Below are 22,488 nucleotides of genomic sequence, written 5' to 3'. Positions count from 1 at the left end.
ATGAGTAATGTAGTTGCTAAGATTAACTTGCTTATGGAAGCTGGAAAAGCAGTTCCAGGACCGAAAATTGCTTCAGTACTTGGCCCGCGTGGTATACCTGTTCCTAAATTTTGTGAAGCTTTTAATAAAGCTACTAGCGCTGCTAACGCTAGTTATAAAGTAGGTGATTTAGTAACAGTGAGAATTTCCATAAAGGATGATCGCTCTCATGATTTTACTGTCAGCGGTCCGCCTGTGGCTTATTTGCTTAAGCAGGAAGCTAAATTAAGTAAAGCTTCTGGTAATTCTGGTAAAGAATTAGTGGCTAAATTATCTATGTCTGCTATCATTAAAGTGGCAAAGTGTAAGATGGTTGATATGAAAGTGGATAATGAAGATTCAGCAGTGAAGATGGTTATAGGCACTGCAAAATCTATGGGTATAGAAGTTGTGGAAGGTTAGGTAAATGAGTACATATAATGATAATTCTAAGCAGTGTTTGGAGAAGGTTGTTGAGTCTGCTTCAGCAAAATTTAATGAATCAGTTGATATCGCAGTCAATTTAGGTGTAGATTCACGTAAATCTGAAGAGCAGGTGCGTGGTACAGTAGTTTTGCCTAAAGGTATCGGGAAGAATATTAAAGTAGCTGTTTTTGCTCAAGATAAACATTTATTAGAAGCTGAAAAAGCTGGTGCTGATATTACAGGAGGAGAAGATTTAATTGAAGAGATAAAAAAAGGTAGAAAGTTGAATGTTGATTGGTGCATCACTACTCCTGATTTCATGGCAAAAATCACTCCTATTGCAAAAGTATTGGGTGCTAAAGGGCTGATGCCTAACCCTAAATTTGGTACTGTGACTTCTAACATTGCGGAAGCTACTAAAACCATTAAGTCTGGTCAAATAAAATTCAGGACGGATAAAAATGGGGTTATTCATGGTAAATTAGGAAGTATTAAATTTGATATTGATGATTTGCTGGAAAATTTAAAAGCCTTTCTTAAAGTAATTAGAGACAATAAACCTGCTTCTGTGAAAGGAGTTTACTTTAAAAGCGTTTTTTTAAATTCAACTATGGGTAAAGCTCATAAAATAAACAAAGTAGAAGATATAATTTAAGGGAGCGAAATTGTGAAGCGTAAAGATAAGGATGAATTTATACAAAACATAATGAATGTGTTTGTAAATAATGATTTCTTAATATTGGTAAATTTCAAGTCTATGAATGTTAGCAATTCATTAATTCTTAGGAATAGTCTAAAATCTGTAATGGGTGGGATGTTAGTAGTTAAAAATACTCTAGCTTGCTTGGCTTTGGAAAGGACTGGTAAATTTTCTTATTTATCAGGTAAATTTTCTGGTTCTGTTGCTATTATATATTCTAGTGCTATAGTAGAAGCTGCAAAGTTAATAGTTGATTTTATTAATGCTAACAAAGAAAAAATGTCTGTGATTTGTGCGGCTCATATAAATGAATTGTTAACAGTGGAAGATGTTAACAAATTGGCTAAGCTTCCCTCTCTGGATGAATTGCGTGTTAAAATTATGCGTTTAATATCTTATGATATTCCTGCTCGGTTAGCATTGTCTATTAATTCATCTTCTATGAGGCTTATGAGAGTTTTGGATTACTATAGTTCTAAAAAATAAATTTGTTGTTAAATAAGGTGGTCAGTATGAATAATGTAACAAGTGATTTGGTTGATAAAATATTATCTTTAAATCTATTAGAAGCTTCTGAACTTGTAAAAGTTCTAGAAGAAAAAATAGGGTTGCCTAGTGGTTCTTTTCTTGGTGGAGCTGTTGGTGCTGGGGTGCCTATTAGTGATAATGCTAATGCTCCTGTTGCTCAAGAAAAAGCTGAATATAAAGTTGTAATCAAAGAGATTGATGCAAGCAAAAAAATAGGAGTGATTAAAGCTATTAGAGAAGTTAATTCTACATTGAATTTAAAAGAAGCGAAAGAATTAGTTGAGTCTTTACCCAAAGATTTGACTGCTAATGTTTCTAAAGACGAAGCAGAAAAAATAAAGCAAAAACTTATTGAAGCAGGAGCAACTAAAGTTGAGCTTGAATAAAATGTTAGTATATTAATTTTATGTTGATATAGCTCTTTTAATTAGTGAAGGTATTTTAATGGTTGATTCTTCTTATATGTGTGCTTCTAGTGCTTTTGTTCCTAGAGTTTCTTATTCCAGGTCGATTGATTTAAAAGATTCTTTGTTGGATTTGGTTAAAGTCCAAAAGGGGTCATATAATTCCTTTACTCCTAATAATGAGAGTAATGAAAGACTTGAAGCTATCTTTCATACAATTTTTCCAATATCTGATCCTTTGCATAGGGCTACTATCGAATTTTTGAATTGTAGGGTAGATGATCTTAAGTATAGTGAATCTGAATGTATAAAACGTGGTATAACTTTTTCTGCTCAGGTTATTGCTTCTATACGTCTTGTTATTATGCAGGATGGTGTTTCTCTTGAAAAATATCAAGAGATTAAAGAAGATGATGATCATTCTAAGCTTGCAACTGTTATAAAATCTGCTGAAGAGCAGGAGGTTCGCTTTTGTGAACTGCCTATGATGACTGATAAAGGTACTTTCATCATCAATGGCGTAGAGAAAGTTATCGTTTCACAAATGCATAGATCTCCTGGAGTGTTTTTTGATAGTGATAGGGGAAAAACTTACAATTCTGGCAAATTGATCTATTCTGCTAGAGTTATTCCTTATAGAGGTTCTTGGCTTGATATTGAGTTTGATGTTAAAGATCATTTGTATTTTCATATTGATAGAAAGAGAAAGTTGCCAATATCAGTTTTATTAAAGGCTTTGGGCTTATCAAATAATGACATACTTAATAAATTTTATGAAAAAATAGAGTATATAAAACATAAAAGTGGCTGGAGAGTACCTTTTTCCCCTGATAAATTCAAGGGAGTGAGGCTTCCTTTTGATTTAAAGAATGTTGAAGGCAATGTGTTACTTAAAGCCAATGTTCGTATTACTTCAAAATTAGCTAAAAATCTATATGATAACGGATTGAAAGAGTATCTAATTCCTTATGATTCTATATGTGGTTTATTTCTTGCAGAAGATTTAATAGATAGTGCTAGTTCTACAAAAGTCTTATCTGCTGGTGAATCTATAAAATTAGAGGATATAAAAAAGCTTGAATTATTATCTATAGATAAAATATCAGTGTTGAACATAGATAATGTTTCTGTTGGACCTTACATATTAAACACACTTTTCTTAGATGAAAACATGTCTTATGAGAACGCTCTATATGAAATATATAAGGTTTTGCGTCCTGGTGAAGTTCCTATTTTAAAGATAGTAGAGGAGTTTTTTCGTAATCTTTTCTTCAGTTCGGAATATTATGATTTGTCTAACATTGGTAGATTAAAACTTAACTCTTGCCTTGGGTTAAATTATGAGGAAAATTTAACTACTTTAACACATGAAGACATTATTGAAATTATAAGAAAAATAGTATTGTTACGTGATGGTCAAGGATCTGTAGATGATATTGATCATTTAGCAAATAGAAGAGTCCGTTCAGTTGGAGAGTTTATAGAAAATCAATTTAGAACTGGATTATTAAAATTGGGACGGGCAGTAGTTGATTCTATGTCTACTTCTAGTTTAGATAAAGTCTCTCCATCTGATTTTATAAATCCAAAAGTGTTAACCAATGTCTTAAGAGATTTTTTCAACTCTTCCCAATTATCTCAATTTATGGATCAGACTAATCCATTATCTGAAATAACACATAAAAGAAGGTTGTCAGCGTTAGGTCCTGGTGGTTTAACAAGAGAGAGGGCGGGATTTGAAGTGCGTGATGTTCATCCAACTCATTACGGAAGAATTTGCCCTATTGAAACTCCTGAGGGGCAGAATATAGGCTTAATTAATAGCTTAGCTATATACGCTCGTATTAATAAATATGGGTTCATTGAAAGTCCTTATAGGAAAGTAGTTAATAAGGTTGTTACTGATCAAATTGAGTATCTGTCTGCTATAGATGAAGGTTTATATTATATAGCCGATACCAGCGCAAAGCTTGATGAGAACAACTGCTTTGTTGATGATATGTTATACTGTAGGTATGCTGGTACCTTTGTAATGGTAAATAGTAATCAAGTAAGTTACATTGATTTATCTCCTAAGCAGGTAATATCGGTTGCTGCTTCTTTAATTCCATTTTTAGAAAATGATGATGCTAATAGAGCGTTAATGGGTTCAAATATGCAGCGTCAAGCTGTACCTTTATTGAAGCCTACTGCTCCTTTGGTTGCTACTGGCATGGAATCTTTCGTAGCTTCTGGCTCTGGTGCTGTAGTTTTAGCAAAACGTGGTGGCATAGTTGACAGCTCAGATAGTAACTCTATAGTTATACGTGCTTTTGACAAAGGAGGAATTAACTACTTGGATGTAGATATTTATCATCTAAGAAAATTTCAGCGTTCTAACCATAATACTTGTATTAACCAGAAACCACTGGTGCATGTAGGTGATTGTGTTAAGGAAGGTGATGTGATAGCTGATGGTCCTGCTATTAATAACGGTGAATTGGCACTTGGCCAAAACTTGCTAGTCGCTTTTATGTCTTGGCAAGGTTATAATTTTGAAGACTCAATCATTATTTCTAGTGAAGTTGTTAAAAAAGATCTATTTACTTCTATTCATATAGAAGAATTTGAATGTGTTGTACATGACACTCCTTTAGGGTCGGAAAAAATAACTCGTGCCATACCCGGTGTTAATGAAGAAAATCTTTATCACTTGGATGATAGTGGTATAGTAAAGGTTGGTACAAGAGTTGGTCCAGGTTATATTTTGGTGGGGAAAGTTACACCTAAGCATTCTCTTTCATTGCCTCCTGAGACAAAATTGTTAATGACAATTTTTGGTGAAAAGTCATTTGATTGTGTGGATTCCTCTTTATATACATCTCCAGATATTGAAGGGATAGTGATTGATGTGCAGGTCTTTACACGCAGAGGGGAAGAAGAAAACGAAAGGGCGTTTCTTATTAAACAAAAAGAGGCAAACGACTTTGAGAAAGAACGAGACCATATAATCAATGTTATTAATCAATATTTCTATGATGAATTAAGAAAAATCCTTATTAATTCTGGCTCTCAAGATCGAGAAAGTATTAATTTTATTGAACGTGAGGGATGGTGGGATATAGGATTGAAAAACCAATCTATTTCTAAGCAAGTTGAGAGCTTAAAAAAAGATTTTGATGAAAAAGTATCACATGCGATAGCAAACTTTAAGCGAAAAGTAGAAAAATTGCATGAAGGCTATGATCTGCCTCAAGGTGTGTCGATGTCAGTAAAAGTTTTTATTGCTGTAAAACATAGTTTGCAGCCAGGGGATAAAATGGCTGGTAGACATGGAAATAAAGGTGTGATTTCTCGAGTTGTTCCAGTAGAAGATATGCCTTATTTAGAAGATGGTACTCCTATTGATATTATTCTTAACCCTCTTGGCGTTCCTTCGCGAATGAATGTAGGTCAAATATTGGAAACGCATGTAGGTTGGGCTTGTAAAAAATTAGGAGAAAAAGTAGGCAATATTCTTGATGAGATCAATAAAATCAAACGTGCTTTTTGTGAGGCAATTAGATCTCTCAGTGATGATGATTTTGAAAAATTTGCAGCATTATATCTTGATAATAAAAAATTTGAGGATATTAATGATGATGAAATAACGGCTTCTATTTTAGATACGCCTAATAAGGATGAATTAAATAATGAATTGACTACATTAGTAGAGAATTATTTCAACTCTTGTAAAGATGCACACAGTAGTTTACGTCACTTCCTGATTGAGGTTTATAGTTGTGGCAGTAATTTATCTATTTGTAATAACATTCGCGATATTAATGATAATCACCTCATTGAATTTGCGTATAAGTTGCGTGATGGCATTCCTGTTACTGCACCTGTATTTGAAGGTCCAAAAGATGAACAAATAGTAAAGCTATTTGAACTTGCTGGATTGGATAACTCTGGGCAAGTTGTATTATATGATGGTTGCTCGGGTGAGAAGTTTGATCGCAAAGTTACAGTTGGTTACATGTACATGCTTAAGTTGCATCACTTAGTAGATGGTAAAATTCATGCGCGTTCAGTAGGACCTTATAGCTTAGTTACTCAACAACCTCTTGGAGGAAAGTCTCATTTTGGTGGTCAGCGTTTTGGTGAAATGGAATGTTGGGCATTGCAAGCCTATGGTGCTGCTTACACTTTGCAGGAAATGTTAACTGTGAAGTCTGATGATATTAATGGCAGGGTTAAGATTTATGAATCGGTAATAAAAGGTGACAGTAACTTTGAATGTGGAATTCCTGAATCCTTTAATGTCATGATAAAAGAGTTGCGTTCCTTGTGTTTTAATGTGGATTTGAAGCAAAATGACATAGTAATTGAAGATATATCTCATACTAACATCGCGCAATCTTTTAATGAGGTTAGCATTTCCATTGCTAGCCCTGAAAGTATTAAACGTATGTCTTATGGAGAGATAACAGATGTTTCAACTGCAAACTACCGTACATTCAAAGTTGAGAAAGGTGGATTATTTTGTCCTAAAATTTTTGGTCCTGTCAATGATGATGAATGTTTATGTGGAAAGTACAAAAAAAGAAGACATAGGGGCCGTATATGCGAAAAATGTGGAGTAGAAGTTACATCTTCTAAAGTAAGAAGAGAAAGAATGGGTCATATAGAGCTTGCATCTCCTGTTGCTCATATATGGTTTTTGAAGTCACTTCCTTCAAGAATTGGAGCATTATTAGATATGTCTCTTAGAGATATCGAAAGTATTTTGTATAGTGATAATTATGTTGTAATAGATCCTCTTGTTTCCTCTTTTGAAAAAGGTGAAATTATTAGTGAGAAAGCTTATAATGAAGCTAAAGATAGCTATGGGGTCGATAGCTTTATAGCTATGCAAGGTGTTGAAGCTATAAGAGAATTGCTAATACGCCTTGATTTACATGAAATTAGGAAGAATTTAAGACAGGAGTTAGAGTCTGTTGCTTCTGAAATGAGAAGAAAGAAAATTATAAAGAGATTACGTATTGTTGAAAATTTTATCAAGTCTGGAAACAGACCTGAGTGGATGATACTTACAGCTATACCTATTTTACCACCTGACTTGCGTCCCTTGGTATCGCTTGAAAGTGGTCGACCTGCAGTTTCTGATTTAAATCATCATTATAGAACTATTATTAATCGAAATAATAGATTGAGAAAATTGTTAAGTTTAAATCCTCCTGAGATTATGATTCGTAATGAGAAAAGAATGTTACAAGAGGCAGTTGATTCTCTTTTTGATAATAGTCGTCGTAATGCTCTGGTAAATAAAGCTGGCGCTACTGGATATAAAAAGTCTATTAGCGATATGCTGAAAGGAAAGCAAGGTCGTTTCCGTCAGAATCTTTTAGGAAAAAGGGTAGATTATTCTGGACGTTCTGTAATAGTTGTTGGTCCAACTTTGAAACTAAATCAGTGTGGATTACCGAAAAGAATGGCTCTTGAGCTATTCAAGCCTTTTGTTTACTCAAGGCTTAAAATATATGGAATGGCTCCAACTATTAAATTTGCTAGTAAGTTAATAAGAGCAGAAAAGCCAGAAGTTTGGGATATGCTTGAAGAAGTAATAAAAGAGCATCCTGTTTTGCTAAATAGAGCGCCTACGCTACATAGGCTTGGTATTCAGGCTTTTGAGCCAGTCCTTATTGAAGGTAAAGCAATACAGCTTCATCCACTTGTTTGTACAGCATTTAACGCTGACTTTGATGGTGATCAAATGGCAGTACATGTGCCAATTTCATTGGAAGCTCAACTTGAAGCTAGAGTGTTGATGATGTCAATTAATAACGTTTTAAGTCCTTCTAATGGAAGACCGATTATAGTTCCTAGTAAAGATATAGTGCTTGGTATATACTACCTAACTTTACAGCAACTTAAGAAGGATGATTTACCACTTTTTTGTGCTTTTTGTGAAGTTGAGCATTCCTTAAACAACGGTACTCTGCATATTCATTCTCATATAAAGTACAAAATGGAACACATCAATAGCGATGGAAACATTCAGTATAAAACTATTTGTACAACTCCTGGACGTTTAATATTATGGCAGATTTTTCCTAAACATGAGAATCTAAGCTTCGATTTAATAAATCAGGTATTAACAGTTAAGGAAATAACTAGTATTGTTGATTTAGTATATCGTAGCTGCGGTCAAAGTGCTACAGTGGTATTTTCTGATAAATTGATGACACTTGGCTTTGAGTATGCTACATTTTCTGGTACTTCTTTTAGTCGTTGCGATATGGTCATACCTGAAACTAAAGCTACACACGTTGATTATACAAGGGGTGAAATTAAGAAATTTTCTGCACAGTATCAAGACGGACTAATCACTAAAAGTGAGAGGTATAATAAAGTTATAGATGAGTGGTCTAAGTGCACAGATATAATAGCGAATGATATGTTAAAAGCGATATCTCTGTATGATGAAAATAGTAAGTACAATTCAATATATATGATGGTTAGCTCCGGTGCAAGAGGTTCTACTTCCCAGATGAAGCAGTTAGCAGGAATGCGAGGGTTAATGACCAAACCTTCTGGTGAAATTATAGAAACACCTATAATTTCTAATTTTCGCGAAGGATTAAATGTATTTGAATACTTTAATTCTACTCACGGTGCGCGTAAAGGTTTAGCTGATACTGCACTTAAAACTGCAAACTCTGGATACTTAACTCGTCGCTTGGTTGATGTATCTCAAAATTGCATAGTTACAAAACATGACTGTAAAACGAAAAATGGCCTTATTGTAAGAGCTATAGTTGAAGGTAGTACTATAGTTGCATCTCTAGAGAGTGTTGTACTGGGTAGAACAGCTGCAAATGATATATATAACCCAGTAACCAAAGAGTTATTATTAAAAGCAGGGCAACTAATTGATGAAGGTAAAGTAAAGCAAATCAACATTGCAGGTCTTGATGTTATAAAAATTAGATCGCCTTTAACTTGTGAAATAAGTCCTGGTGTGTGTTCTTTGTGTTATGGAAGAGACCTTGCAACTGGTAAAATTGTTTCAATAGGTGAAGCAGTTGGTGTTATCGCTGCTCAATCTGTTGGAGAGCCAGGTACTCAGTTAACGATGCGTACTTTCCATATAGGTGGGGTAATGACTAGAGGTGTTGAATCCTCAAATATTATAGCTTCTATTAATGCTAGAATAAAATTAAACAATAGTAATATAATTATAGATAAAAACGGAAATAAAATTGTGATAAGCCGTTCCTGTGAAGTCGTTTTAATTGATAGCCTTGGTAGTGAAAAATTGAAGCACAGTGTGCCTTATGGTGCTAAACTTTATGTAAATGAGGGTGAGTTAGTAAAAATTGGTGATAAAGTTGCAGAATGGGATCCGTATACACTACCTATTATTACGGAAAAGAGTGGTACAATATCTTACCAGGATTTAAAAGATGGAATTTCAATCACTGAAGTGATGGATGAATCTACAGGGATATCAAATAGAGTAGTAAAAGATTGGAAATTGTACTCTGGTGTAGCTAATTTACGTCCTCGTATTGCACTGCTTGATGATAATGAAAAAGTAATAACACTTTCAAGTGGTGTGGAAGCATGTTACTTTATACCAGTTGGTGCAGTGCTTAATGTACAGGATGGCCAAAAGGTTCATGCAGGTGATGTTATCACAAGAACGCCGAGAGAGTCAGTTAGAACTCGTGATATTACTGGTGGCTTGCCTAAGGTTATAGAATTATTTGAAGCACGTCGTCCTAAAGAGCATGCTATCGTTAGTGAAATAGATGGCTATGTAATGTTCTCTGAAAAAGACCGTAGAGGAAAACGCAGTATAGTAATTAAACCTGTAGATAAGCAAGCTTCTCCAGTTGAGTATTTAGTATCAAGAAGTAAGCATGTAATAGTTAATGAAGGTGATTTTGTGCGTAAAGGTGATTTATTGATGGATGGCGATCCTGATCTTCATGATATTCTACGTGTGCTTGGGTTAGAAGCGTTAGCACACTATATGATTTCTGAAATACAGCAAGTTTATAGATTGCAAGGTGTGCGCATAGATAACAAGCATTTAGAAGTGATCTTAAAGCAAATGCTACAAAAAGTAGAAATTACCGATCCTGGTGATACTATGTACTTAATTGGAGAAAATATTGACAGGCTGGAAATTGATAGAGAAAATGATGCTATGAATAACTCTGGAAAACGACCTGCTCATTATCTTCCTATTCTGCAGGGAATTACTAGAGCAAGCCTTGAAACTAATTCCTTTATTTCTGCTGCCTCTTTCCAAGAAACAACAAAAGTACTTACGGAAGCAGCATTTTGCGGAAAGAGTGATCCTTTGAGTGGCTTAAAAGAAAATGTTATAGTAGGAAGGTTAATTCCTGCTGGTACGGGTCTGATTATGAATAAGGTGAAAACACTTTCGCTTTGTGAAAATATAGATAAATATGAAAAATATTTTGATATTGAGACTTATGACGAAAAATTGCTGAGTGATAATAGTTATCAATTACATTCTGATGAAGAAGAGAGTGTGGTGGCATCGCACTATGATCAGTCAAATTGAATATATCTAATGAGGTAGTATGTTTAATCTGTTTTTAACTAAAAAAATCGATTATATTTTCTTTCACCTCTGTGCTGTCTATTATGTTATTTACTCTTACACGAAATTCAGATGAGTTTTGAAGCCCGCTACTGTACCATCCTATATGTTTGCGGGCCATCTTTATTCCTGTATCGCTTCCATAGTACTCAAGAATACTGTCATAATGCTTGAGTATTATGCTTAATCTCTCTGAGGCTGTTGGCTCAGAAACTTTATTTCCACTCAAAAAGTTTATTGCTTGATTAATCAGCCAAGGTTTGCCGTAAGTACCACGACCTATCATTACTCCATCTGCCCCAGATTCTTTAAGTGCACTTTGAACATCATTCAAACTCTTAATATCTCCATTTACTATAACTGGAATTTTTACCTGCTCTTTAACATTTCTAACGAATTTCCAATCTGCTTGACCATTATAAAGCTGTGCCCTTGTCCTTCCATGTACAGTAATCATCTTTGCTCCCAAATCTTCTGCAATTTTTGCCAAGCGCGGAGCATTACGATTTTCGTCATTCCATCCAGTACGCATTTTTACTGTAACTGGCACACTCACTGCCTTGACTACAGCTTCTATTATCTCAGCAGCCTTTTTTTCATCACGCATAAGTGCTGACCCTGCGTAACCGTTTACAACTTTTTTAACTGGACAACCAAAATTTATATCTATGATTTTTGCACCCATGCCCTCATTTAACTTTGCAGCTTCCGCCATAACATCAGGCTCACAACCAGCAAGTTGTACAGCGGTTAGTTCATCAACTTTTGCTTTTTGCATGCTCTGGCGAGTTTGCATGATCATAGCTCTGCTTGCAATCATTTCTGAGACTAGCAAACTTGCACCAAGTTTCTTTACAATACTCCTAAATGGATAGTCAGTCACTCCAGACATTGGCGCTAAAATAACTGGAGAATCAATCGTCAAACTTCCTATTTGTAGGGACATAGGCTTTCTAGTCGCTAGAAAATGCATTTTTAACACTATTACAAGCTGCTATTATAACATCTTGCACAAATGAATTTACTTTCTCTATAAGAGAAGGCTCTACCTCTACCACCTCGCACCTCTCATAATGACCAGGCGTTAAGTATATCGTTTCTTGTTTTTTATCACCCCACAACTCGTCATTTAATTTATAACTCTCACGATTAAATATCTGATTTAGTTGATCATCATTTATCATTTGTAGATTTGGCTCAAACTTTTTTTGCTCCTCGCTGTTGTTATCTTTATAGTAAACATTAATTTCAATATTAGCTAAAGAAGCTAATATACTAATTTCTTCAATAAAAATAAAATAACTTTGACTTTTTATTGCTTCAAGATAAGCTTGATAGAGTTCAGGTTTGTTAAGGAATGATTGTGTAATAAATTCACTATTATACTGGGTATTGTATTCATTTTCACCAAGGCCATAAAGAGCTTCTGCATATTCTTTTAAATTATGTATAGCTTGATCGCGTGATATATTAAGTTTACTAACAGCTTTACTCACTAACTTTTCTACATTATCTTCAGCATTTTTAATTTCCTTATTCATTTGTTCAACCAACTTCCTTATTTTATCAGACTTACCAGTTAAATCGCCTGGCTTATTTAAAAACATATTAAAAACCTTTTCTAGCTGCTCCTTTAAAGGAGTTGGCATACTTGAATCACCTAAAGATTTAAATTGACTTAAAAATTTGTTCCATTCCATTCTCATATCTTGTGCTCTTTCAGCCTTATATTGACCGGAGCTGCTATCACCAAACACTGCATGAAAAAAGCAGTTTCCATCACCTGTAGTATTATATCGAACAATTTTTGTTTGTTTAGGTTGCTCACTTTCTATTGAGCCCATACTCACACCACTATCTGTAGATGGAGAATAGGAATTTCTACGTACCCTCTTATCCGAATCATCTGTTTTTCTTGATATAACATCTAGTCCACTGTCCAATGATTGACTTTTTATTAATTCTCCATTTTTAACAGTATTATCCAACATTACCAGACTATCCATACTTGTTAACTTTGGCTCTTTTGGATTCTGTTCTCGTAACTCAACTCCTTTTTCTTCACTCTTTTCTTCCTTTATAATTCCTTTTCCATCAACATAATCTTTTACCAAGTAAAATAAAGGTTCAATAACCATCTTGTATGTTGCTGTAAGCACTATTCCCATTAAGATCCAAGCTACAGGATGAAAAATTAGCATAGCAAGTGGTAAAGTTAAGAAAGTAGATCCTATTATTAACCCCAAACAGCCAATAGTAACTGTAGCTGCTAAGTATATACCAAGCGCATAAATGGCAAATCTTCCGCCAGCCTTAAGTTTAGTGAAGTGAGTACTCTCTTTAGATTTATTGTATCTTTCTATGATGGCTAACATATTATATTTCACGTTTATCAATTCTAGCAAATTATGAAGGTAAAATCAATATTAGCATTTATATGTAAAAATATTGAGCATTCAAAGCTTTTGAAGTAGAGTAATGATGTTAGTAATAGCACAACATATGCATGATATAGAACATATACGCAAAAACCCTAAAGGATTTGAAAAAGCAATAAAAAGCAGAGGGGTGAAAGAATTTACTGCAAAAGAAATATTAGAGATAGACCATAAAAAAAGATCACTGACTACTAAATTGCAAGCTTTAAATAAGCAACGAAACGAGGTCACGGAAGAAATAAAGAGGCTTAAAATGAACAAAAGCCCATGTGAAGAACAAGTAAAGTTATCAAAAAGCATCACAAGTGAGATAGAGACAATCAGCCTCAAGGAGCAAACAGAAAAAAATAAGTTAGTGGATATTTTATCTAACTTACCAAATATTTCTGCACAAAATGTACCAATAGGTGAAGATGAGAGCTCCAACGTAGAAATCAGAAAATATGGAAAGAAAAGAAAATTTGATTTTACACCAAAATTTCATTATGAACTCGGAGAAAGGTTAGGCTTGATGGATTTTGAACAAGCAGCAAAAATTTCTGGATCAAGGTTTACAATACTAAAAGGACAGTTAGCTAAGCTTGGACGAGCATTAATAAATTTTATGCTGGAAACACATGTTAATGAATTTGCCTATACTGAGGTGTATCACCCAGCCCTGGTGAAAAACGAGGCGATGTATAACGTTGGTCAGCTACCAAAATTTTCTGATGACTCATATTTAACTACCGATAAATTAAGATTAATTCCCACAAGTGAAGTAGTTTTAACAAATTTAGTTGCTGACAAAATAATAGAAGAAAAAGAACTGCCTATTCGGTTTACTGCATATTCAGAATGTTTTCGTAAAGAAGCTGGCAGTGCAGGACGAGATACAAGAGGTATGATAAGGCAACACCAATTTGGTAAAGTGGAGTTGGTAAGCATCACAACTGAAGACCAGTCAAAAGACGAGCTTGAACGTATGACAAATGCTGCTGAGGAAATATTAAAAAAATTAGAACTACCGTATAGAATAATGCTGCTTTGTAGTGGTGATATGGGCTTTGCTGCACAAAAGACTTATGATATAGAGGTATGGTTACCTGAGCAAAATAAGTACAGAGAAATATCAAGCTGCTCAAATTGCGGTACGTTCCAGGCAAGAAGAATGAATACTAAATACTTCTTAGAAACTGACAGAAAAACAAAAAAATACGTTCACACTTTAAACGGCTCAGCTTTAGCCATAGGAAGAACAATTGTTGCCATAATGGAGAATTATCAAAATTCCGATGGGTCAGTTACAATACCAAACGTGTTGCAAAGATACATGAGTAATGATACTGTTATAAGCAAACAATAATTTTGACATATAGAAAAGCGAGGAAATAAAGATGAAGGTTCTGGTTATAGGTTCTGGTGGGCGTGAGCATGCTTTACTTTGGGCTTTAAAGAAGTCTCCTACCTTGACTAAGTTATATGTTACTCCTGGTCGCCCGGCCATGGAAAATTTTGGAGTTCTTGTGAATATAAATATTCAAGATTCAGTGGATGTTACACAATTTTGCAAGAAAGAAAATATAGAGCTAGTGATTATTGGTCCAGAGCAGCCGATAATTAATGGGCTTGCTGATGATTTAACTGCGGAGGGGATAAACGTTTTTGCTCCAAGTCAAGCAGCTGCAAAACTTGAGGCATCAAAGTCTTTTACGAAGGAACTATGTAAACAATATGGTATACCGACCGCCAAGTATGAACGTTTTATTGATGAAAGGTTAGCTAAAAATTTTGTCCGTAGTAATAAAATAAAATTGCCGCTTGTAATTAAAGCAAATGGAATTGCAGCAGGGAAAGGTGTCATAATATGCCACACAGAAAATGAGGCTTTTTCAGCAATAGATTCAATGCTAGTGGAGAAAAATCTTGGTGAGTCAGGTGAAGAAATAATCATAGAAGAGTTTTTAATTGGAGAGGAAGTAAGTTTTTTTGCTCTTATTGATGGGTTGAAAGTAGTAACCTTTGGTTGTGCAAGAGATTATAAGAAAGTTGATGAAAATAACGAGGGCCAAAATACTGGAGGCATGGGGTCATATTCATCACCTTCGATTATAAGTAAGGACATGGAACAAAAAATTATACAAAAAATAATATATCCTACAATTCAAGCACTGACTAACATGGGAACATCCTATAAAGGAGTACTCTTTGCTGGTTTAATGATTTGCAAAGATAGTCCAAAGCTTCTTGAGTATAATGTTAGGTTTGGGGATCCGGAAATACAATCTATTTTACCTAGACTTGATCCAAATTGTGATTTGTTAAAGTTGATGTTGTCAGTTGCAGAAGGCAAGTTAAATACAAAAATGGTGGAGTTTAATCACAAAACTACAGTTTGTGTAGTTGTTGCAAGTAAAGGCTATCCTGGTGATTATCAAAAAGGAGAGGTAATTAAAGGATTGGATAAAATTGAAAACATTCCTGGTGTGCTAGTTTTTCATGCTGGTACTAAGTTGGATGAAAGTGGTAATTGGATTTCCGATGGCGGAAGAGTGCTAAATATAGTAGGAGAAGGAAACACTGTGGAAGAAGCTAAAAGTAAAGTGTACTCAGCGTTAAATTTTCTAGAATGGTCAGGTGGGTTCTTCAGGTATGATATTGGTAGTTAATTTAGCTCATGCAGAAACAAAAAAAGTCACTTTGTAAGCAGTAAACTAAAGAAAAACATGATATCTGTTCAGATTCATGTGAAACCAGTGCTTCTTTTCTTGTCATGAAAGTAGCTGACACTGGGATGACACCATCTATTATGCAAATTACCTGCTAATTTGCAATGTTCGTACAGATGTGGATCACGCGCTGGAATAACACCCTTGGTGGTAACAACTAAAGAAAAATATCAACTAGGTTTATAGTCTATTACTACTGTTTTTGCAATTTTGTCATAAAACGTTTGTTTGCGTTGATCAAATATTGCAAACATTAAAACTAAAGTTAGTATAATAAAAAGGCATCCAGAAACATAGCCAGGCAAAAGATAAGACAGAAAACTATAAACCTCAGTTATGGATTAGAAAATAGATAAAAGTATAACTAAGAAGAGGGAAACAGGGTAAACTCGAGTATTTTAGTAATAATAAGAGGTTACCCATGAAGAAAGATATTACAGAACTGTACTGTTGCGTCGAGGATTTTTGTCGTGCGGTAGATGATAATTTTGCAAATAGGTTCTTATCAAACGGCAAAAAACCAACCAGAGTACCAGAAATAGCGCACTCAGAAATTCTAACCATAATCCTGTTATACCATAAATCACCATGTAAAAACTTCAAGGCTTTTTATCTTTGTTATCTTCAGTTATTCTATAGATCAGAGTTTTCAAAGCTGCCTTCATATCACAGATTTATTGCCTTAAAGCCGCGAGTTTTGTGGTATTTAGCATTACTTTTGCAATGGTTCTGTGAACAAGCGAAAATGACCGGCACTTCCTACATCGACACCTCTACGATTGCCGTTTGCCACAAAAAAAGGATCTCTAGGAATAAAGTTTTTAATCATCTAGCAGAAATTAGTAAGAGTACGTATGGTTGGTTTTTTGGCTTCAAGTTGCACTTAGTGATTAACGAAATTGGTGAAATTCAAGCACTTACCCTAACCAAAGGTAACGTTGATGACAGAAAACCTTTACCAACTCTCACTAAAAGACTGACCGGACTTTTGTTTGGAGATAAGGGCTATATAAAGAAAGAGCTTTTTGAGAAACTCTTCGATAGAGGCCTAAAGTTAGTCACTAAAGTAAAAAAAGGTATGAAAAACGCACTAATTTCACTTAAAGAGAAGATTTTATTAAGGAAAAGGTCGATTATTGAGACTGTTTTTGATTCCTTGAAAAACAAATTTGAGATTGAGCATACAAGACATAGATCGCCAACAAATTTCCTAATTCATGTTTTTTCTGTTCTGATTTCCTACTCCATGCAGTCCAAAAAGCCTTCTATTTCTATGCCTTTCTTTATCGGCTAATCCATAACTGAGGTTATAAATAACCCAAATGCCTTCCCTAAAAATGTATCTTATTGTTGATTGCATTAGAGTAACGTTTTTAAATGTATTTGCATCTTTTATACGTACACTGCACAGTAATCTTCCTGGGGTGCAACCGTACTTTGTTATTGTTAATATATTAAATATTATATATGTTATAAGCAGTGTTGCCATAAGAATTGTCATGTTTTTATCCACATTATCTAGATCAAAAAGGAGTGAAACGAATGCTATTATCATCCATAAAACACCGTCGACCACACATGCTAAAACTCGCCTTAGAATTCCTGCATAACTTATTTTAGTATCCATACACTTTCCATATTTTGCAATGCTATAACCAGTATAAAAGTTCATTATTAAATAACCGTAAATATGCTATTTTAGCAACATTGACCCACTTTATTATTTGAATTAACATTAAATCATTTACAGTTAAGGAAGTTATGTCAACATCAGTCACAGTTGCGTATGGTGATGGTATCGGACCAGAAATTATGGAAGCGGTGCTGTCGATATTGCGTGAAGCGAAAGCAGAGATCTCAATAGATATTATTGAAATAGGAGAGCGTGTTTATAGTAAGGAATGGTCTCATGGAATTTCTCCGAGTGGTTGGGAATCTATCGAAAGGACAAAGATATTACTCAAATCTCCAACAACAACCCCTCAAGGTAAAGGGCACAAAAGCTTAAACGTTGCACTCAGAAAGAACTTAGGGCTGTATGCAAACATTAGACCATGCATTTCGTATCACCCTGTTATAGAAAATAAATTCGATAAATTTGATGTTGTTGTAATACGCGAAAATGAAGAGGACGTTTACACCGGAATAGAGCATAGGCTCACTGGTGACTCGTACCAATGCACTAAAATTATTACTAGATCTGGCTCAGAAAAAATATGCAGGTATGCTTTTGAATATGCGAAAAAACATAACAGAAAGAAAGTAACTTGCCTGACTAAAGACAACATAATGAAAATGACTGACGGCGCTTTTCATGCAGCGTTTGATCGTATTGCAAAAGAATATCCGGATATAAAGGCGGAACATTATATAGTTGATATTGGAATGGCACGTGTTGCCACAGAACCCGAGAATTTCGATGTTATAGTAACTGAAAATCTATATGGCGACATATTATCAGACATAGTAGCACAAACCTCAGGTTCTGTAGGGCTTGCAGGAAGTAGCAATATAGGTAATGAATATGCAATGTTTGAAGCGGTTCACGGCTCTGCTCCTGATATTGCAGGAAAAAATATAGCTAATCCTTCTGGTCTTTTAAATGCCGCAGTACATATGTTGGTCTATATTGGTCAAGTGAGTACTGCAAAACTAATCTACGATGCATGGCTCAAGACTTTGGAAGATGGAGTACATACCGCTGATTTATATAAGGAGAAAAAGAGTAAACAAAAGGTTGGAACAAAAGAATTTGCAAAAGCTGTTATAGATAATCTAGGGAAAAAACCCACAACGTTATCTGAGCTTATAATTAGCAGTGATTCGGATAGTAAAATAAATAAAGTACAAGACAATTACGAACAAGATTACAAAGTTAAAAAGCTAGTGGGTAGTGATATAACGCTTGCTTGGGACAAATCCAACAATTTTGATCAAATAGTTAGGTTATTTGAATCGAGTAATCTGAAAATGATAGCAATATACTCAAAAGGACTTGCAATTTGGCCAGGAGGCTCAAAGTCTTCAAGTGACCAAATAATCTGCAGGTTTATTGCAAATAATGAAATTACAAATAGTGATGTGAATAACTTGCTAATCAAATTTGAGGAACACAATTTTGATGTGGTGAGAATGGATAAGTTGTATTTGTATGATGGGAAAGAGGGTTTCTTCTCTTAGTGGTTGCTTGATATTTTTATGCTTGTGTGAAACATTAAATATATTATACTAATAGCATCGTGTATTTATGTGAGGTGTAGTAATGAGTCAACATTTTAAGTTAACTGGTCAGGAGTTTTATGATAGTAATGGTCTGTTTAACGTACTAGAGATAAAAGCTGAACAAATTGTAGGTAAAGATTATCAAGCTCTTAGCAAGTTTCTGAAAAAACAATATAATAAATTGATACTTGTAAACCATCCTGACAAAGGTGGAAACAAAAATAGATTTGATCAGATTTATAAAGCTTATCAAGAGCTAAAAAAGTACATTAAACCTTTGGAGTCAGGAAATCCTTGTGTTAAAGTCAGCGTTGATGCTGAAAGTAATGGACGTTTAACGGCAAGAGAGTTTCACTATAGGAGAAAGTTGTTTAACGAGCTAAAAATCAGTGAGGAAGAAGCTGTAGGTAGAGATTTTGATGGGTTGATTGCTATACTAAAAAGAAATGATTGTTCGTTTGGAGAAGACCTAAAAAGCTATAATGAACTTCAGGCTCAAATAGAGAGGATTTTGCTAAATCCAAATTTAGATAATTTTCAGAGGAGTGTACAAAGTGCAAAGTTAATGCAAGAGTTATATCAATATATAGCAAAGCCAAGCATACAATTATTCAATTATATTTCTCCTCTAAAGGAAAAAAAGAACCTAGTAGATGAGGATAAAAAAGAATTAGCGTTAAGATTTATAGAACGTAAAAATGCCTTACTATTTATTCGGACTCTTAGTGTTCTACCCTTAGGCCTGTTAACTACAGTTACTATAGGTTGCTATTTTTCATGGTGGATCATAGCATTTAACATCGCTATTAGTAGAGCCTCTGGTTTATTAGTGAATTATTATATGGAAAAGTATAAAAATTCAGAAATTTCTACTGATGAATTCATGAGTAAAATGAGCTATATCGAGCTAAGTAGTAAGCTTCTTATCAACTATCCTTTAGCTGCTTTTTCTGTTTATTTAGTTACAATAAATTTCATTGCTAATGGATTAACTGTTGGTGGAGCTGTACTTGGTCCACTATTGTTATTGGCAGTATTAATTGAAATGTTAGCTCCTGTTTTCTCAAAAGGCTGTGAAATATATGCTGACAAGCACACAAAAGATTTACTAGAAGAGGATCCAAGAGATAGAGTGCAAAAGGAGACTGATCTGTTAGGACGGTATGATCCACGAAGGCTATTAATGCCGATAATTATGCCTCTTGTTAGAAAGTGTTTTGCAGAAGTGGCAAGCAAATTTGCTGAGAGGAATTTTGATGAGGTAAAAACTGATATGTCTGATGTTAATACTGAAGGACTATCTAATCCTCAAGCAATTGAATTTGCACAGCAAACAGTATAGTATAAGCTTTTAGCTCTATGCATGGACTCAAAAAAAGTAGAATTAATATTTGAAAAATTTCAACAGTCAAATCCTGCGCCAAAAATAGAGCTAAATTATACCAATCATTTTACGTTATTAGTTGCAATAGTTCTGTCAGCGCGGACGACCGATATAAGTGTTAATAAAATTACAAAGGAGCTATTTAGTATCGCTGATACGCCAGAAAAGATGTTGAATCTTGGGCAAAGTGAGCTGAGAAAATGCATAAGCAGTATTGGTTTATATAATTCCAAAGCAAAAAATATAATCGGGCTCAGCAAAATATTGATTGAGAGGTACAATAGCAAAGTGCCTACTAATTTCGATGATTTGGTATCTTTACCAGGGGTTGGGAGAAAGAGCGCTAATGTGTTCTTAAATTCAGGGCTTGGTATTCCAACATTGGCAGTTGATACTCACGTTTTTAGAGTGAGCAATAGAGTTGGGCTTGTGAAAGAAAAAGATGTACTTAAAACAGAGCAGTCTCTTTTGAATGTAGTGCCAAAAAAATACCTACTTTATGCTCATCATTGGCTAGTTTTACACGGTAGATACATTTGCAAGGCACAAAAACCTTTGTGTGAAGCGTGCACAATTCATGATTTATGTGAGTTTGAATGCAAGAGGTATAAAGTCTAGCACAACACTTCGATATTTCTTACTTTTATCATCCAAGTAGCTGATCTCTATGATGGTGTCAACCGAGTAGCTTACACTGGGATGGCTTTGTTGCATCGCTTATCGGATAGTGGGTAAAGCATAAAAAATTCATGAAACTACCTAAAACTTAGCCATGCCAATATCAGTAAATTTATTGAGTAAGTAACATTTTATTAGCAACTCTTTTTCTCGATTTACTTCAGATCTATTTCTAAAACTAAACCCAAATATTTGCTTTAATCTTGAAAAAAATCCTTCAATATATGACCTTTTTCCATAAACTGCTTCCTTCTTCCACTCTTTCACACCGTCTTTACCACATAATCTAATGGCAGCATTCCTTTCAGCCATATAATCCAATTTTGTATGCTCCGCTGCACGATTTTTCGGTAAAATTTTGTCTTTATATCATATTTTTTGCACAATTTATAAAGCTTGATAGGCTCTGTCTGCATATAATGCTTTTATAGCATGCTGAAAGCTGAGCAAGTCGCAAGCACCATAATGGTCGGAGTAGGCACCATTGCTATATTGTGCAGCTATAGCTTTTTTACTATTTATACTCAATATTACGTGTAGCTTTCTTACCTGTTTATAACTGCGATACTTCGCTATTTTCCTTACTGTGACCAGGTGTATTATCTGATACTTGTACTGTCTATGGCAATTTCAATATCTTCCATATTGTTTTTATCAACTCTGCAATCATTGATCTTAATATTGAAACCTTCTTGAAGCCTGCGAATAGCTAATGACTGCTAACTACTTGCTGCAAATATCCTTTTATAAACCCTACCGTTTGTCTTAAGCCAATTCTAAAGAGACTAGCGACTATATGCACTAAAATCACAACTTTATTACTATAAATATAATTTCCACCTCGCATTTTGGGGCTATTTTCGTACCAATTTTCTATTGCCTCATTAATAAAATGAAAAATATTTCCTCTTTCTTGCAGAAATCTGTTATATCCATGGCAGTTACTGACTCTCATTTTTTGTGACATATTTTTCTTTCGTAGGTTAAATGCCTGTTTTATAGTGAATTTCGTCAGTAACTTCCAGTTCTTTTTATCTGAGCTATGCAACAAAGCCCACTGGAATCCAGTCTTTCTTACCAACAAAAACTTAGAATAACTTTTGTTCTTAAAAAACTTCTAGATTCCAGACTCATGTTTCAATGTTAAACAAGGTACAATAGAATTGAGTAGGGTAATTTCTAGGGAATTATTATATTCTAGAAAAAGTAAAATGTCATCCAGATAGGCTAATGTACAAGGTAAGCTGAATGTCTATAAGGAAAAACAGCAAGGCATTTTAGGATTTGCTATAAATCGCATCAGGAGCTCAAGAGTACAGCTTACAATTACAGATAGGTATAGTTGAGTTTAAAGTAACTACATAAATTTACTACAATTTTCAT

14 protein-coding genes and 1 pseudogene are annotated in these 22,488 nt (G+C 34.4%); 11 read left to right on the top strand and 4 right to left on the bottom strand.

What is annotated here, in order from left to right:
• From WP_RS02750 to WP_RS07125, 5 genes are read left to right on the top strand one after another with little or no spacing between them, the layout of a single operon-like run.
• Positions 1-441 carry a 50S ribosomal protein L11 gene (locus WP_RS02750; RefSeq protein ID WP_007301989.1) on the top strand — a complete coding sequence of 147 codons (441 nt, stop codon included), beginning with the start codon at positions 1-3 and terminating at the stop codon, positions 439-441.
• A 4-nt stretch (positions 442-445) separates the two neighbouring features.
• On the top strand, positions 446-1,099 hold the full coding sequence (gene rplA, locus WP_RS02745; protein ID WP_007301988.1) for a 50S ribosomal protein L1: 654 nt from the start codon (positions 446-448) through the stop codon (positions 1,097-1,099).
• A 12-nt stretch (positions 1,100-1,111) separates the two neighbouring features.
• Positions 1,112-1,630 (top strand): 50S ribosomal protein L10, encoded by a 519-nt coding sequence (gene rplJ, locus WP_RS02740; RefSeq protein WP_007301987.1) that lies wholly within the window; start codon positions 1,112-1,114, stop codon positions 1,628-1,630.
• 26 nt (positions 1,631-1,656) lie between these two features.
• Positions 1,657-2,058 carry a 50S ribosomal protein L7/L12 gene (gene rplL, locus WP_RS02735; protein WP_007301986.1) on the top strand — a complete coding sequence of 134 codons (402 nt, stop codon included), beginning with the start codon at positions 1,657-1,659 and terminating at the stop codon, positions 2,056-2,058.
• A 58-nt stretch (positions 2,059-2,116) separates the two neighbouring features.
• Entirely contained in the window at positions 2,117-10,636 is an 8,520-nt protein-coding gene (locus tag WP_RS07125) for a DNA-directed RNA polymerase subunit beta/beta' (protein WP_007301985.1), read from the top strand.
• Positions 10,637-10,670: 34 nt separating this feature from the next.
• Here WP_RS07125 and dusB read toward each other — a convergent pair whose 3' ends face one another.
• A complete protein-coding gene (gene dusB / locus WP_RS02720; RefSeq protein ID WP_012481856.1) occupies positions 10,671-11,621 on the bottom strand; it encodes a tRNA dihydrouridine synthase DusB in 951 nt (316 codons plus the stop codon).
• A gap of 7 nt (positions 11,622-11,628) precedes the next feature.
• On the bottom strand, positions 11,629-13,050 hold the full coding sequence (locus WP_RS02715) for a hypothetical protein (protein WP_007301983.1): 1,422 nt from the start codon (positions 13,048-13,050) through the stop codon (positions 11,629-11,631).
• A gap of 127 nt (positions 13,051-13,177) precedes the next feature.
• On the opposite strand from WP_RS02715, the gene serS reads away from it, so the two are divergent.
• The 3 genes from serS (at position 13,178) to WP_RS02700 (ending at position 17,115) form a co-directional block, all read left to right on the top strand.
• On the top strand, positions 13,178-14,458 hold the full coding sequence (gene serS / locus WP_RS02710; protein ID WP_012481855.1) for a serine--tRNA ligase: 1,281 nt from the start codon (positions 13,178-13,180) through the stop codon (positions 14,456-14,458).
• Between the two features lie 31 nt (positions 14,459-14,489).
• Positions 14,490-15,761, top strand: coding sequence for a phosphoribosylamine--glycine ligase (purD, locus tag WP_RS02705; RefSeq protein ID WP_007301981.1), 1,272 nt, complete (start codon positions 14,490-14,492; stop codon positions 15,759-15,761).
• 481 nt (positions 15,762-16,242) lie between these two features.
• Positions 16,243-17,115: an IS982-like element ISWpi16 family transposase gene (locus WP_RS02700; protein ID WP_007301954.1), complete on the top strand. Its 873-nt coding sequence runs from the start codon at positions 16,243-16,245 to the stop codon at positions 17,113-17,115.
• Here WP_RS02700 and WP_RS02695 read toward each other — a convergent pair.
• Positions 17,032-17,448 (bottom strand): RDD family protein, encoded by a 417-nt coding sequence (locus WP_RS02695; protein ID WP_255324075.1) that lies wholly within the window; start codon positions 17,446-17,448, stop codon positions 17,032-17,034. The genes WP_RS02700 and WP_RS02695 overlap by 84 nt on opposite strands.
• Positions 17,449-17,582: 134 nt before the next feature.
• Here WP_RS02695 and icd point away from each other — a divergent pair, with 134 nt between their 5' ends.
• The 3 genes from icd to nth all read left to right on the top strand — a co-directional run bounded on the left by icd (position 17,583) and on the right by nth (position 21,045).
• Entirely contained in the window at positions 17,583-19,001 is a 1,419-nt protein-coding gene (icd, locus tag WP_RS02690) for an isocitrate dehydrogenase (protein WP_007301979.1), read from the top strand.
• A gap of 82 nt (positions 19,002-19,083) precedes the next feature.
• Positions 19,084-20,385 carry a hypothetical protein gene (locus WP_RS02685; RefSeq protein WP_007301978.1) on the top strand — a complete coding sequence of 434 codons (1,302 nt, stop codon included), beginning with the start codon at positions 19,084-19,086 and terminating at the stop codon, positions 20,383-20,385.
• 21 nt (positions 20,386-20,406) lie between these two features.
• Positions 20,407-21,045, top strand: coding sequence for an endonuclease III (gene nth, locus WP_RS02680; RefSeq protein ID WP_007301977.1), 639 nt, complete (start codon positions 20,407-20,409; stop codon positions 21,043-21,045).
• Between the two features lie 141 nt (positions 21,046-21,186).
• On the opposite strand, the pseudogene WP_RS07960 reads toward nth, so the two are convergent.
• Positions 21,187-22,072 (bottom strand): annotated as a pseudogene (locus WP_RS07960) (IS5 family transposase).
• Between the last annotated feature and the right edge of the window lie 416 nt (positions 22,073-22,488).

Source organism: Wolbachia endosymbiont of Culex quinquefasciatus Pel (assembly GCF_000073005.1).
GTDB lineage: Bacteria > Pseudomonadota > Alphaproteobacteria > Rickettsiales > Anaplasmataceae > Wolbachia.
The sequence above is the reverse complement of the archived record's forward strand: the minus strand, read 5'-3'. Positions and strand labels throughout refer to the sequence as shown.